The sequence below is a fragment of the Bacillus sp. NSP9.1 genome, from assembly GCF_000465465.2.
GTDB classification, from domain to species: Bacteria; Bacillota; Bacilli; order Bacillales; family Bacillaceae; genus Bacillus; species Bacillus sonorensis_A.
In genome coordinates, this window is the sequence record NZ_CP048273.1 from 4,219,958 (window position 1) to 4,234,749 (window position 14,792).

General features: G+C 45.6%; 15 protein-coding genes. 5 read left to right on the top strand and 10 right to left on the bottom strand.

Translation table 11 applies throughout. The features are described from left to right. Positions 1-56: 56 nt before the first annotated feature. Positions 57-1,745, top strand: coding sequence for a methyl-accepting chemotaxis protein (locus M654_RS21745; RefSeq protein WP_026585838.1), 1,689 nt, complete (start codon positions 57-59; stop codon positions 1,743-1,745). A gap of 44 nt (positions 1,746-1,789) precedes the next feature. Here M654_RS21745 and M654_RS21750 read toward each other — a convergent pair whose 3' ends face one another. The 6 genes from M654_RS21750 to M654_RS21770 all read right to left on the bottom strand — a co-directional run bounded on the left by M654_RS21750 (position 1,790) and on the right by M654_RS21770 (position 7,619). Beyond that, entirely contained in the window at positions 1,790-3,298 is a 1,509-nt protein-coding gene (locus M654_RS21750) for an FAD-dependent monooxygenase (RefSeq protein ID WP_026585837.1), read from the bottom strand. 28 nt (positions 3,299-3,326) lie between these two features. Then, a complete protein-coding gene (locus M654_RS21755) occupies positions 3,327-4,121 on the bottom strand; it encodes a serine/threonine protein kinase (protein WP_236251172.1) in 795 nt (264 codons plus the stop codon). A gap of 14 nt (positions 4,122-4,135) precedes the next feature. After that, positions 4,136-4,306, bottom strand: coding sequence for a hypothetical protein (locus M654_RS23690; protein ID WP_201278482.1), 171 nt, complete (start codon positions 4,304-4,306; stop codon positions 4,136-4,138). Between the two features lie 382 nt (positions 4,307-4,688). Then, positions 4,689-6,125: a glycoside hydrolase family 1 protein gene (locus M654_RS21760; protein ID WP_026585835.1), complete on the bottom strand. Its 1,437-nt coding sequence runs from the start codon at positions 6,123-6,125 to the stop codon at positions 4,689-4,691. Positions 6,126-6,196: 71 nt separating this feature from the next. Next, complete coding sequence (locus tag M654_RS21765; RefSeq protein WP_026585834.1) at positions 6,197-6,922, bottom strand: AAA family ATPase; 726 nt, start codon at positions 6,920-6,922, stop codon at positions 6,197-6,199. 145 nt (positions 6,923-7,067) lie between these two features. Then, entirely contained in the window at positions 7,068-7,619 is a 552-nt protein-coding gene (locus M654_RS21770; RefSeq protein ID WP_026585833.1) for an NAD(P)H-dependent oxidoreductase, read from the bottom strand. A 200-nt stretch (positions 7,620-7,819) separates the two neighbouring features. Between M654_RS21770 and M654_RS21775 the strand changes: the two genes are divergently transcribed. Next, complete coding sequence (locus tag M654_RS21775) at positions 7,820-8,695, top strand: transporter substrate-binding domain-containing protein (RefSeq protein WP_035427842.1); 876 nt, start codon at positions 7,820-7,822, stop codon at positions 8,693-8,695. An 11-nt stretch (positions 8,696-8,706) separates the two neighbouring features. Then, a complete protein-coding gene (locus M654_RS21780) occupies positions 8,707-9,390 on the top strand; it encodes an amino acid ABC transporter permease (RefSeq protein WP_026585831.1) in 684 nt (227 codons plus the stop codon). Positions 9,391-9,633: 243 nt separating this feature from the next. Here the strand turns inward: M654_RS21780 and M654_RS21785 are convergent, their stop codons facing one another. The 3 genes from M654_RS21785 to M654_RS21795 all read right to left on the bottom strand — a co-directional run bounded on the left by M654_RS21785 (position 9,634) and on the right by M654_RS21795 (position 11,443). Next, positions 9,634-9,975, bottom strand: coding sequence for a DUF3147 family protein (locus tag M654_RS21785; RefSeq protein WP_026585830.1), 342 nt, complete (start codon positions 9,973-9,975; stop codon positions 9,634-9,636). Continuing rightward, positions 9,966-10,388: a MarR family winged helix-turn-helix transcriptional regulator gene (locus M654_RS21790; RefSeq protein ID WP_026585829.1), complete on the bottom strand. Its 423-nt coding sequence runs from the start codon at positions 10,386-10,388 to the stop codon at positions 9,966-9,968. The genes M654_RS21785 and M654_RS21790 overlap by 10 nt, the downstream gene beginning before the upstream one ends. 98 nt (positions 10,389-10,486) lie before the next feature. Continuing rightward, the gene (locus M654_RS21795; protein WP_026585828.1) at positions 10,487-11,443 is read right to left on the bottom strand and encodes an acetylxylan esterase; all 957 of its coding nucleotides are present in this window, start codon (positions 11,441-11,443) and stop codon (positions 10,487-10,489) included. 189 nt (positions 11,444-11,632) lie between these two features. On the opposite strand from M654_RS21795, the gene M654_RS21800 reads away from it, so the two are divergent. Then, the gene (locus M654_RS21800; RefSeq protein ID WP_026585827.1) at positions 11,633-12,520 is read left to right on the top strand and encodes a permease; all 888 of its coding nucleotides are present in this window, start codon (positions 11,633-11,635) and stop codon (positions 12,518-12,520) included. 4 nt (positions 12,521-12,524) lie between these two features. Beyond that, the gene (locus tag M654_RS21805; protein ID WP_026585826.1) at positions 12,525-13,367 is read left to right on the top strand and encodes a TIGR03943 family putative permease subunit; all 843 of its coding nucleotides are present in this window, start codon (positions 12,525-12,527) and stop codon (positions 13,365-13,367) included. Positions 13,368-13,410: 43 nt separating this feature from the next. Here M654_RS21805 and M654_RS21810 read toward each other — a convergent pair whose 3' ends face one another. Then, positions 13,411-14,655 carry a PucR family transcriptional regulator gene (locus M654_RS21810; protein WP_026585825.1) on the bottom strand — a complete coding sequence of 415 codons (1,245 nt, stop codon included), beginning with the start codon at positions 14,653-14,655 and terminating at the stop codon, positions 13,411-13,413. Positions 14,656-14,792 lie beyond the last annotated feature (137 nt).

A 14,792-nucleotide genomic window follows, 5' to 3' on the forward strand; every position in this document is an offset into this window, starting at 1 on the left:
GTTCCGTTTGATCCGATATTGTATATACAGCGGAAACAAAAGGGGGATTCACATATATGAAACTGAAATTGGGAACGAAGATCAACCTTCTCGTTCTTGCCATCATTTTAATGTTCTCGGCTGCATTGGGGATTTTTATCGTAAAAGAGCTGTCCAAAAACCTCGAGCAGATGGCCACAGAAAAAGCCAAAAGCGATTTAAACCTGAGCTACCGCTATGTAAACGAGTCTCTCGAAGGCGATTGGGAGATCAAAGATGACAAGCTGTACAAAGGCTCGACCCTTATGAATGATAATGAGGAAATCGTCGATCAAATCGGACAAGATACCGGGGACACCATTACCATCTTTCAAAATGACACACGCGTCTCAACGAATGTAATGAAAGATGGCAAACGTGCCGTCGGAACGAAGGTGTCTTCGGAAGTGGCGAATGTCGTGTTGAAAGAAGGAAAAAACTACTACGGAAAAGCAAATGTCGCAGGCAAAATGTATCAAACCGCTTATATGCCGATCAAAGATCGCACGGGCAAAGTGATCGGTATCTTTTATGCCGGGGCCAATCAAGATTTAATTACAGGCACGCTTCATTCGTTTTTGAAAATCTTCGCTATCGTTCTTGCCGCTTCGATCGTCATTTCAATATCGTTTGTCATTTTGTTCACCAAAAGAATCAACAGACGGCTGAACATGCTGACCCAAGCCTTCGAGCGGGCGGGCAACGGTGATTTAACAACCGAAATAACCGACGAATCATCTGATGAAATCGGTGCATTATCGCGTCATTTTAACCACATGAACACCAATCTCAACCAGCTGATGCAAAATATATCGAAATCGTCCGAGCAGGTTGCTGCCGCTTCTGATCAATTGACAACAGGCGCTGAGGAAACAAGCCTCGCATCGGAAAAAATCACTGAAGCGATCCAGCAGGTCGCAAGCTCTTCCGAACAGCAAACCTCAAGTGTTGCCGGCAGCAAACAGGCGGTTGAAGAAGTATCGGCTGATATTCAAAAAATCTCGGAAAACGCCGCTGTTCTCTCGGAAAAAAGCCATTACGCCCAGGAAAAAGCGAAACAGGGGGCAGAGGACATATCGGAGACAATGCAGCAGATCCACACCATGCATCAATCGGTGCATGAAAGTGGTGAAATCATCGCGCTTCTCAATACGAGGTCAAATGAAATCGGCAGCATTTCAGAGGCGATTACGGAAATCGCCAATCAAACCAATCTGCTCGCTTTAAACGCCTCAATCGAAGCGGCGAGAGCGGGAGAGCATGGGAAAGGATTCGCCGTTGTAGCCGATGAAGTCCGGAAACTGGCCGAACAATCCCAGCAATCGGCAAGTCAGATTTCCCACCTTATTTCCGGGATACAGTCGGAAATCATGACAACAACCGATTCAATGATGACTGTTAAAGAAGAAGCGGTCAACGGTGTGAAAATGATCGAGAGAAACAAAAACACGTTTGAAATGATCGTCAGCCTGATGGAAGAGTTCAGCAGCAGAATCGGCGACCTGTCATCTGCCAGCCGGCATATCACCGGGAGCATTCAAAACATCACAACAGCTTTTGCCGACATTTCCAAAGAAGTCAGGGAAACATCAGAGCATTCACAGCAAGTCGCAGGCCTGACCGAAGAGCAGTTTGCGGCAATGGAAGAAGTGTCCGCATCCGCAAACGAACTGGCCAAGCTGGCTGAAGACCTCCATAAGCTGATTGGCAAAGTCAAAATGAAATAGTCGGAACAAGGCTGCCTTTAAGAGCACGGGCAGCCTTGTTTTGCTTATCCTGATCGAATATGAAATAGAGACAGATAATCCCTCAGCTTCTTGACATCCTGTTTACTCTCCACGAACGCTATATACCCGTCGGGACGCACCAGATAGAGAGCATTTCGCTCTAAACCGCACTTGCCGCAGGCACGGCTCCATTCAAACTCATATAACGGGAGGCGATGCTGTGTCGCCGTCTCCTTCAGCTCCCGGCTCGCGGTTCCATATATGTGAAGCTGCCAAGAGACGGATTTTAACGCTGCAAAATTTCTCCCGCCGCTGACCCAGGGCAGGCGGTCTCCGCCTTGCAGTTTTCCTGCTTTTCCCGCGCTTAAGGCGCTGTCTCGATAGTGAATACGGATTTGCGACACGTTGTAAAAAGCCGCCTTTTTGATGGACGGGAAACGAAGAAAAAATGGGGCGACATAGGGAATAAGCAAAGTCCGAACAAGCCTTCCCCCGGCATTTTGCCCGATGACCGCCTGAAATGCCCTGTCGGTAGTCGCCACAAGAGACCGGGCAAAAGCGATCCGCTCCGTCTCATAAGTATCCAAAATCGCTTCATCCGCACGTCCGTTAAGCACTTCCGCCAGCTTCCACGCCAAATTGACGGCGTCACCGATACCGGTATTCATCCCCTGACCGCCGACAGGGCTGTGAATATGTCCCGCATCACCCAGAATAAAGACGCGCCCTTTTCTGAATTTGTCAGCCACCCGGTGATGCACACGGTAGGTAGAAAACCAGTTGACTCCATGCACTTTGACACGAAAAAGCTTTTCAACCATCGGGGCGATATCCTCAAATGTCAGCGCCTTTTTGTTTTCCAGAGATTTGGGCACGATACCGATAAACCGGTTCATACCGGTGCTTCTCACCGGAAAAACAATGCAAAAACCGCTTTCCGCAAGACACAGATTCATATCATGTGCCGAAGCGGCTTCGCCTGATGCTTCAGCATCCGCCACAAAAAAAGTGTGCTCATACGTTCCGCCCGGAAAACCTAAATCCATACCGCGCCGCACTGTACTGTGGGCTCCGTCACATCCGCAGAGATAGGGAGTTTTGATGATTTCCTCCCGCTCTCCTTTCCGAAGCTTCGCCTCGACATCGTTTCCCTGATCCGAATAGGAAACCAGCTCTGTGTTCCATTCAACATTTACCCCTGCGGCTTTAAGCTTTTCAATCAGCAGCCGCTCATGTTCATCCTGTGCAAAGCTGAGGACAAATGGATACGGACTTAATCCCTCTCCCATGTCCCCAAGGCGGAAACATCCTTTCTCCCTATGGCCTTCGCGTATATGAACGGCATTGACCTTAATGCCTCTTTGAACCGCTTCTTCTGCCATACCGAGCTGCTCATAAAATTCAAGCGTTCGTGCATGTACCGCCATTGCCCGCGAAGTCTGCCCCGGACCCGAATTCTTATCAATTAAGCGAAACGCGACTCCTTTCCGGGCGAGAAAAAGGGCCAGCACCAATCCGGTTGGTCCCGCTCCGGTAATCAAAACTGGTTCCACCTGAAGACACATCCCTTTTGTTTAATATTTATCGCGCCGCCATCCGGCAGGACATTTTGAAAGATGCCAGATCAGCGATGATCGCCCGCGCACATTCATAAGGAGAATCAATCTGCAGCATCTTTCGCAAAACAGATCTCAATTCGGCCGATATTTCAAGCTCTTCCTCCCAACTCTTTTCCTCACTTGCTGTCGGGTTATACCCGGAATAAAGAAGAAAAAGCGCAAAATGCCCCAGCGCATAAAAATCGCTTTTCACTGAAACAGAGCGCATCAGCCTTTTTTCCGGGTGCCGGTAAAGAACGTTTTCGCTCTCGGTCAAGCGGCATGCCAAGCCGTAATCGATAATGCGGATACCTTCTTTCGTCAGAAAAATATTGGGCAGCCGTAAATCGCGGTGTATCAGTCCTTTGTCATGAAGCGAAGCGGTGATGTGAAGCACCTCCAGCAGTATCCGAACGGTCTCCTTTTCATCGAAAATACATCCGTCGCCAAAAATCAGGTCTTCAAAATTTTTCCCGTCGACATACTCCATGACGATAAATCTGCTTCGCCCGCTATTCATCGTTTCGTACAGCCGGGGTGATGCCGGCTCATTCAATTGGCGCAAAATATCGGCTTCACGGTCAAATGATCGCCGTCCTCCGGATGTCCATGCCTTTGTCTGCCGAAGCTGTTTGATAACATACACATCACTTCCTCCAAGCGGTTTGGCAAGATAAGTGATGCCATAGCTTCCCATCCCAAGTACGCGCTGAATTTGATATCGCCCGCCCAGGATTGTCCCCTCTTTAAGCGGGCGGTCAAACAGCCATCTCAACATGCTTTTGGCGACCATCAGCTGCTGCTGAAAAACTTTTTGCGTTTTCTTTTGTAATGATGGTGGCCATAGCCTTTTTTCCGATAATCGCTGCTGCTGTACTTTTTGTAAGAGCGCCGTCCGTAATCACTGCTGCTGTATCGTCGGTAGCCGCTGCTTTTAAAGTGTTTAAACAATTTGCGAAGCAACTCGATCCTCTCCTTGTCCGGAAATCTGTATTTTTTATATCATTCGCCCGGTACATCGTTATAAGGGGGCCTGATCTGAATGACATTTTTCTTTGCTATGAGAAAATTAGCTTTTTATACTTCAAAACCTCTTTTTTATCAAAAGAAATTGAAAAATCATCGGATTCACACGGTAAATGTTGTATTTCCAAAAAGAAAAACCTCATGATACGCCCTTTATTCACCATAACATTTGTGTGATAATAAGCGGAAAGCTCGGCAAATCACAATATCGTACGATCATAGCGCTTGAACATGAGTTTTTTGCCGGCTTTGGATATGCTATTCTGCATTCTTGATTTTAAGCACGACTAAAGGCGCTGATCAGCACAGCGCCTTCATGTTAAAGCTCTTCACCATTCGTTTTTATCACATGTTGATACCAATGAAAGCTTTTCTTTTTGATCCGCTTTAGATCTTTCACATTGTCTTCATCCCGATCGACATAAACGAATCCGTATCTTTTTTGATAGCCGTTTAACCAACTCAGTAAATCCGTAAAGGACCAGCTGCAGTAGCCGATTAGATCAACCCCGTCGCTTAAGGCTTGTTTGCATTGTTCAAGATGCGCCCGCAAATAATTGATTCTGTAATCATCCTGAATGGTGCCGTCTTTTTCAATTTGATCAAATTCTCCCAAGCCGTTTTCCGTTATAAAGACGGGAAGATGATAGCGGCTGGCAATTCTGCGGAGCCCGATTCTCAACCCGATTGGATCAATGGCCCAGTCCCAATTTGATGTTTCCAGATGAGGATTCCGCTTTGTTTTAAACAACCCCGGCATTCCGGTTTCCTGATTGCTGCCTTTTTGGCCGGTCGTGTTCATTTTTCCTTCTGTTACACCATCAAGTGGATTCATTTCATAGGTGATCGTCTGATAATAGTTGACCCCGACGAAATCGGGCTTTCCTTTTGCCAAAAGCTCCATGTCACCGTCGCAGATTGTCGGGGCCCATCCTTTTTCCCGCAAATATTGCAGAGGGATTTGAGGATATGTTCCCCAGCAGTACATATCAAGCCACCAATGATTCATAAATTCCTCGGCATTTTCAAAAGCAAGGATATCATCCGGACTGCTTGACAGCGGATAAGCGGGGGAATAAGCAAAGCTTGGCCCGATTTTCCCGTCCGGCACGTATTGGCGAAACGAATCGATCGCCTTGGCATTGGCGAGAAATGCGATATGGTTGGCTTCATAAAAACGTTTTCTGTCCTTCACTCCCGGAGGATGCATGGCTGTGATGAATCCGTGGTTGAAGTTGTAGTTTTGTTCGTTAAGGGATACCCAATGTTTCACCCTGTCTCCAAAGCGCTTGTAAAGAGTGACGCAATAGTTGTTGAAATCTTCTATGATCCTTCTGGACTCAAAGCCGCCGTACTCCTCCGCCAAAGCTTGGGGAAGATCCCAATGATAAAGGGTTAAAACAGGTTCGATCTCATGGGCCAGCAGCTCATTGATCAAATCGTCATAAAACCGCAAGCCTGCTTCATTGACCTCTCCTCTGCCTTTCGGAAAAATTCGCGGCCAGCTTACCGAAAAACGGTACGCTTTCAATCCCATCTCAGCCATTAGCGCCACATCTTCTTTGTAACGGTGGTAATGGTCAACTGCTATATCCCCGTTTGTGCCCTTGAACGTTTTCCCGGGGATTTTTGTGAATACATCCCAGACTGAAGGGCCCTTTCCGTCTTCATTCCAGGCTCCTTCTACTTGATAGGCCGCTGATGCGGACCCCCATAAGAAATGATCCGGAAATGACTGCAGCTGTTGATGAATCATATTGTTTCCACTCCTATAAGCTATTTTGATCCGGTTTGCTCCCTATGATATCGTATGAAACGCGTTTCACATCAATCATCTTCTTCAAACAGTTCGGTCAAAAGCTTTTTTCGATGCTGAAGGAAATATTTTGTGAGACTATAATGATCGGTATCTTCATAGCTGACTTCCTGAATATGTTCGCCATCAAAGCTGAAGATTTGTGCTTCAGGATACCCCAACAAAATCGGAGAATGGGAGGCGATGATGAACTGGGCTTGTTTATCCCGTGTCAGATCATGGAGAATTCTTAAAAAAGCAAGCTGTCTTGCCGGAGATAAAGCGGCTTCCGGCTCATCAAGAAGATAGATGCCTTTTCCTTTAAAACGGTGCTTGAAAAGCGATAAAAATGATTCGCCGTGTGACTGCTCGTGAAGAGACCGGCCTCCGTAATCAATAAAACCGTTGCTGTCCACTTCATCAATATGTGAAGCAAAATGATAGAAGGACTCGGCCCTGAGAAAAAAGCCGTTTGTCACTTTGGGAAGCCAGGACAGTCTGATATAGTCCCCAAGAGCAGATCCGGACGCATGAACTTCATATGTATTATTCCTTCCCCCGCCGGCCGTGTTAAATTCGCATTTATCCGCAATCGCTTCCAGCAGGGTCGATTTCCCGGAGCCGTTTTCACCGACAAAGAAAGTGACATCTTTCTGAAATGCAAGTTCTTTAAGCGATTGAAGCGCAGGAATTGAAAAAGGATATGTTGAATAGGAAGGGATTTTTTCGTGAAGGACAGTCAGTTTTTTTAAAAACAAATGATATCACCTGCCTGTTTTTATTTCACTGTAACACGTCTCATTCCAAAACAAAAAAGGGTTGGATAGGCGGTTCAAACCTTCATGTCCCGTTTCAGCCAGCCCTATGATCATAAAAAAGGGCCGCCCGAAGCAGCCGCTTTCATCATATTGCAAATACCTCTTTCAAATGTGCATCAAGATCTTTAAGATACTGATCGATATTCGGATGGCTGATGACATCATGTACAGAAAATGTTTTTAATGGCTTCATGCCGACAAATTCCTGCATCTTGTGAAGATGGAACAAAGCTTCATCAAGACTTTTCCCCTCAAAGAAGGTCCCCTCTTTCGAGAATACTTCTTGAGGTGCATTCCATGTTGTGGAAAACATGTACTGTTTATCCGTAAATAAGCCGCCTCGTCCGTAATCTTCCGTTCCTTTGTAGAAAAGCCCGTATTCGTAGATCTCATCAATGTACTTTTTAAATAATGCCGGCAGGCTGAACCAGTAAATCGGCGTCTGATAAATCACGACATCGGCCCATTTAAATTTTTCATGCTCTTCCGGGATGTCATATCCATCGGCAACAACTGTTTTTTTAATATCATATTTTTCGCCCAGCTTGTCAGCCATTGCTGTGAAGATCGTATGATTCAGCTGGCCTCTCGCATGCGGGTAAGCTTCATGTCCGTTGATGATTAAAATGTTTTTCATTTTTTCATCCTCCTCATTTTTTATATTGTCCAATATCATTATGATTTCATCTTTTACATTCAAAAGTAAAGCAGAATGCACCTTTTACCATTTTTGCCTTTAAGAATTTTCTTTTTCTCCCAATACAAAATAACTTATTGCCTCTTGCCGGCTTCAATGCTATCGTTTTCTTGACTAAAGGAATAGGAGGATTGTTTCAGGTGAAAAAATTACGTCTGTACAAGCCGGTCACTTTGCTGGTCACAGTGATGGCGTTTGCTTTTATAACCGCTGCTTGCAGCACAGCTCAACATGAGGATCAACAGGAAAAGACAGCCTGGGATGAAATCAAAGAAAAGGGAAAAATCGTTGTTGCGACTTCCGGAACCCTTTATCCCACTTCATATCATGACACGGATTCCGGCAAGGATAAACTGACGGGGTATGAAGTGGAAATCGTGCGCGAAGCTGCGAAACGGCTCGATTTGGATGTCGAGTTTAAAGAGATGGGCTTTGACGGCATGCTGGCGGCGGTTGGCAGCGGCCAAGTCGACGCGGCAGCCAACGATATCACGATGACGGAAGACCGCAAGAAAAAATTCTTGTTCACAGCACCTTATAAATACTCTTATGGTACGGCAATCGTCCGCAAAAAAGATTTATCAGGCATTCATACATTGGAAGACTTGAAAGGGAAAAAAGCCGCCGGCGCTGCCACGACCGTTTACATGGATATCGCCCGCCAATACGGGGCTGAAGAAGTGATCTATGATAATGCAACAAACGAACAATACTTAAAAGACGTGGCCAACGGCAGGACTGACGTCATTTTAAACGACTATTACTTACAGAAATTGGCGCTTGCCGCAATGCCTGACTTGGATTTGACGATTCATCCCGACCTTAAATATTATCCGCATCAGCAAGGGATGATCATCAAAAAAGGCAACAAAGAGCTTAAAAAACAATTCGACAAAGTCATCAAGGACATGCTGAAAGACGGTACAATCAAAAAGATTTCAAAACAATTCTTTGGTGATGCTGATGTTTCAAAAAAACCCGATCTCGACTATACTGACGTCGATGTAAACAAATAGAGGGATTCAAAATGGGCACGATTCAATGGGAGTATATTTTCAACGCAGAATTGGCTGCTAAATCATTCCCTTATGTGATCCAGGGCATATGGAATACGCTCTTGATTTCCTTTGTGAGCATGTTTGCCGGACTGGTTCTCGGCTTTTTCGTCGCGCTGGGCCGGATGTCTGGGCTCGCGCTGCTGCGGTGGCCGGCAAGGATCTACATTTCATTTATGAGAGGCGTTCCGATATTGGTCATTCTGTTTATGTTGTATTTCGGCTTTCCTTATGTAGGCATTCAATTCACTGCGCTGACCGCTGCCATCCTCGGCTTCAGCATCAACAGCGCCGCTTACATCGCCGAAATTATCCGTTCAGCCTTATCTTCGGTGGACAGAGGCCAGTGGGACGCTGCAAAATCGATCGGCTATTCCTACCCGCAGACGTTGCGGCACATCATTGTCCCCCAATCCGTCAGAATCGCTCTGCCGCCTCTGACGAACGTCATGCTTGACCTTATTAAAGCATCTTCTCTCGCCGCCATGATCACGGTGCCCGAATTATTTCAGCAGGCGAAAATCGTCGGCGGCCGGGAGTTCGACTATATGACGATGTATATATTGGCAGCCTTGATTTATTGGGGCATTTGCTCAGCCGTCGGTTTGCTTCAGGATTACTTGGAAAAACGCCATGCCGTATATGTAAGAAAATAGAAATAACAAACAAGGCCCTTAAAAGACCGATAACAACCTTTTAAGGGCTTTCACCTAAAATTAAACCTTAATACCGATCGCAATACATATCCTCAAGCTTGATAGAGCAACGGCCTTTTAAGCCGTCGGTCGGGAGTTCGAATCTCTGCCGGAACGTTCAGCATAAAAAAACTCAATTATTTATAGACCGCCAGCCGATCTGCCTGAACACATATTTACAGACGATCAAATCCCCCGCAACCCTCACCCGAAAACCGCACGAACCACAGCTTTTTGCAGCAGTAAGCAGACTCCCCATCCGCATATTCCAAACAGAAAAGACAGCACCATCGGAAATGACGCTTTTAAGCTGACAGCGACGATGAGAATGAGTACAGCTGTAGCGGGAAAGCCCCATAACACGCCTGCGGCAAATTGGCTTAACTGCTTGGCAGACTCCCCTTGGATGCTCAGCCAAAATAAGCTTAACAGACTGACAAGCGGAAGCGCGGCGATAATTCCTCCAAATTCGGGCGATTTTCTGGCAATTTCGGTTACAATTCCAATCAAAACGGCAGAAACGGCAATTTTGGCGATCAGAAACATGACTTGGCCTCCCGGCTTAACATAGAAAATGCTGTTTTCACCAATCCGATTTCCTCCTCATTCAAGTGCTGAAGGACCATTTGCAGTTTTTGCGGATCAAGGCGGGTGTGCCGCTTTACCGCGGCTTCGCCTTCTGCGGACAATGTGACATAAACTTTTCGTTCATCTTTATTGTCCCTCTTTTTAAGAACAAGCTTTTTTTGAATCAGCCGTTTCACATGCTCTGACGCGGTATTATGGGACACATCCAACAGTCTGGCCAATTCGCCGATTGTGACATATTGCTTTTTTTCGATATGTTGAAGCAATCGAACAGCCTGATGGGACAAGCTGTCGTCATGTGTATGGTGCAAATTGTAGTATATGTCTGTCCAATCTTGATTCATCGCTTCAATGAGTTCTTCCATATTCATCAAAACATCCCCTCTCTATTTTATATCTTATAATACGATATAATCTTTAATCAAGACATAAAAAAACATCCGGCTTTCTTGCCGGATGTTTTGTTCACTTATTTCAAATGCTCTTTCAAAAAGGCCAGCTTCTCCATGTGAAAAGCGGGGATGTATTCATGTCCAAAGTAACGGTACACTTTCAAGTCCTTATCCGTGTTTAAATGATTGTATGCCGCAAAGACGGTTGACGGCGGTGTGATCGTATCGACCAAACCGATCGACATCAGCACGGGGGCTTTTACCGATTCCGCAAGATTCATAATATCGAAATATGTCAGGGTGTTCATCGCTGTCTGTTCAACCTCAGGGCTGCTGTTTCTTCTGAAAAAGGAATTGATTTCAAGATATGGCTGGTCGATTGCTGTATCGATGGCTCTCTGAAAGTTGCTTAAATACGGATATTCAGAAACGGCTGCTTTTGGAATATCGGACAGTGCGGAAACCGCGATGGCCAGTCCGCCGCCCTGGCTTGCGCCGATCACGCCGATTCGCTTTTCATCGACTTCGGCAAATCCGCTGACGACCTCGACCGCTCTTACGGCGTCAAGGTAAACACCTCTATAATAATATGTTTTCGGATCAAGAATCCCTTTTGTCATCCAGCCCGGCACATGTCCGTGAGGGGATACGCTTGTATCTTCACTCATGTTCTGGCCGCGGACAAGCATGCCAAACGCCGCGTAGCCATGAAGGGCCCAATTGACAATGTCATGGACATTCCCGTCATAGCTGGCATTATAGCCGTGGTATTTGATGATGGCAGGATGAGGCCCCTTGCTGTCCGGAACGGCGTACCACCCTTTTATTCGCGCTCCCCCGATGCTCCGGTATGTAAGCCAATAGACTTTTACGCCATCAGCCGGATAATCGTGCGGTTCAAGCTGTGGTTCTGCTTTCTCCGAACCTAGTTCTGCGAGGGCATCCTTCCAGAAATCTTTAAAATCCTCCAAAGCCGTCCGTTCCGGTTTATATGTATATAGCTGCTCAAGCGGTAAATCGTATGGCTGCTGCATGCTCTCATCCCCTTTTGATTTCATTGTTAGAATATTTTTATCATACCATTCGCCATTAGAAATGTGGATTTTTTTCTGACCCGATATGGCGAGGTTTTGCTGTACGTGTCATCCGCTCTTTTCCCAAACCGATCCTCTTATGATATAATGCTAGTTTGACAAACTAAAATTGATTGCGGAGGTTTTTTTGTGGCTTCACAATCCTTTCTGCAGCTCAACTCTATCTTTATCAGTATCTTAATAGAGGCAATTCCATTCGTTTTAATCGGCGTTTTTATATCAGGATTGATTCAAATGTTTGTGACGGAGGAAATGATGGCGAAGATCATCCCGAAGAACCGGTTTCTCGCTGTGCTGTCCGGAACATTTGCCGGTGTCTTGTTTCCGGCTTGTGAATGCGGGATCGTGCCGATCGCCCGGCGTCTGCTTTTAAAAGGCGTTCCGTTGCATGCCGCTGTCGCCTTTATGCTGACGGCTCCGATCATTAACCCGATTGTCTTATTCTCAACGTTTATCGCCTTCGGAAACAAATGGGATGTCGTCTTCTACCGCGGCGGGCTTGCGATTGCGGTTTCTGTTATCGTCGGCGTGATCATCTCTTTTCAATTTAAAGGGACGCAACTGCTTGAAGGAGACCCGCACGGACATCACCACCATGGACATGCCCGGCCATCCTTTTGGAAAAAGCTTGGCGGGACGCTTCGCCATGCGGTCGATGAGTTTTTCTCAGTGGGGAAATACTTGATCATCGGCGCGTTCGTGGCAGCGGCCATGCAGACATATATTAAAACATCGACTCTGTTGGCCATCGGCCAAAATGATGTCTCATCTTCACTCGTCATGATGGGTCTATCGTTTGTTTTATCACTTTGTTCAGAGGTTGATGCCTTTATCGCGTCTTCTTTCAGCAGCACGTTTTCGCTCGGCTCCCTGATCGCTTTTCTCGTCTTCGGCGCAATGGTGGATATCAAAAACCTGCTGATGATGCTCGGCATCTTCAGAAAACGGTTCGTCTTTGTTTTAATCGCCTATATCGCTGTCATCGTCTTGGCCGGATCACTTTTGGTAAAGGGGTGAGATCATGTTTCGCACATTCATTTTAATGTTTTTTACGTTTTTCTTTTTTCATCTGCATGCGTCAGGGAATTTAACGAAGTATATCAATATGAAATACGCTTACCTTTCATATATAGCGATTTTTCTGCTGGCCATTCTGACAGTGGTTCAATTCTATATCTATGTGAAAGGAACGGATGAGAAAGAGTGCCATGACTGCGGGTGCGGACATGATCACGATCATGAGAAAGATAAACCTTTCCTGAAAAGAATGCTGATTTATTTCGTGTTTCTTTTCCCATTATGCACCGGGCTTTTTCTTCCGGCGGCAACACTCGATTCGAATATCGTCAAATCGAAAGGCTTTTCATTCAAAGCGATTGAACAGCCTGACAATTACGCCCAGACTCAGTATCTGCGCCCGGATACAAGCATCTATTACGGCCGGGACGGCTACGATGAGCTGATGGAAAAAGCGCTGAAGAAATATAAGGAAAAAAAACAGATTTCCTTAAAAGATGAAGATTATTTGAAGGGTATGGAAACCATCTATAACTATCCCGGAGAATTTCTTGATAAAACGATCGAGTTCAACGGTTTTGCTTTTAAAGGCGAATCGATCAACGACAAACAGCTCTTTGTCCTCCGCTTTGGTATCATTCATTGCATCGCGGATTCGGGCGTCTACGGTATGCTGGTCGAGTTTCCTAAGGAAATGAATATCAAAGACGACCAATGGCTTCATGTGAAAGGGACGCTGTCATCGGAATATTATCAGCCGTTCAAATCTGTGATTCCGGTTTTGAAAGTGACAGATTGGTCAAAAATCAAACAGCCAAAAGATCCGTATGTGTATAGAACCTATTAAAAAGCCGGTGCGTGGTGCACCGGCTTTTTTGCGGATTGCGGCTTTACGATTTATAGCCGGCTTTTTTCATGAGCATCAAATCGATGAACAATTGACACCTCGTGTTAAAATCATTCAAATCGATCGACGTCATATCCAGTATTTGTTTAATGCGGTAATTCAGCGTGTTTTGGTGGATAAACAGCTGTTCTGCGGACGGTTTGACTTTGCAGTTATTGACAAGGTAAATTTCAAGGGTTCGCAAAAATTCAGTGTGGCTTTCTTTATCCTTTTCTTTCAACAGCATCAGGTCGGAATTCACATATTGCAGATGATCGTTTTTGGCGGCGATTTGGTCAAGGTATCTGAAAAGCCCAAGCTTTTGGTATTCGTAAGGAATGTGTTCCTGGCTTCCCGTGATTTCCGCCGCTTTTGTGACCTGCAGGGCCTCCCGGTAGCTTTTTCCAAGCGACAGCATGCTGCTGTATTCATTGCCGACCCCGATGAAAATGAGGGGAAGCATTTGCGAGCGCAGGTGCGTCAAAAGCCGGTTGATCAGCTCAGAAGCCGCAGCTAGGGCTGAACGCTTGCGCGAGACGCTGCCGACAATGATGGCGATGTTGGAATGATCCTCTATAACATGGCTGATGTTGTCTTTTAAGTTTAAATACGATCTGATCGTCTCCTTCAAATCATCAAGCAGCTCATCCTCGCCGTCAACGACTTGCAGAACCATGACGGTAAACACGGAAGGCAAAACAACACCGGCTTTATCAGCCGCAGCTTTCAGTTCTTTCTCCGTTTGAAACTGGTCGTTTATCGCTCTTTTATAAAGCTCTTCCGCTTCTTCTTCCTTCTCTTGCTTGAGCCGCTTTTTCTTGTAAATGATTTTTCCGACGTGAAAGGAAGCCTGATATAAGAAATCAAGCTCTTCATCAGAGAGATCGTTTTCAATTTCCTGAATCCAAATATAACCCATGATTTCATCTTTATGCTTGGCGCTGACGACGACCCTCTGATTAAGGCCGATTTCCTCAATCTGTTTCACCCGAAAAGGAGTCGGAATGGTTTTCAATTGATCTATGATACCTTCTTCGACAAATTTTTCAAATATCGGAAGCGGACATTTTTTGGAGAAAATCGTTTGCTGGTTTGCTGCATCAAAATGGTTTATATAATAGGAGTTGTAGGCTAATAGGAAAAAATCCGCGCTTTCCAAAATGACCGGTTTTTTCAACTCATCGCTGATAAAATCAATGATCTCATTAATATTTGAAAGAGAAACAACTTGTTCTAATAGCTCTTCCATATCCTTTCTCCTACCCGTTTTTAACTTAATCATACTGCTCCTTTACAGTCTTGTATAGACTTATATCAGACTTTTTAAAAAATGGGCACGGCCCTTTCCAAATCGGGATAAAACCCCCTAAAAAGAGAGACGGAGAA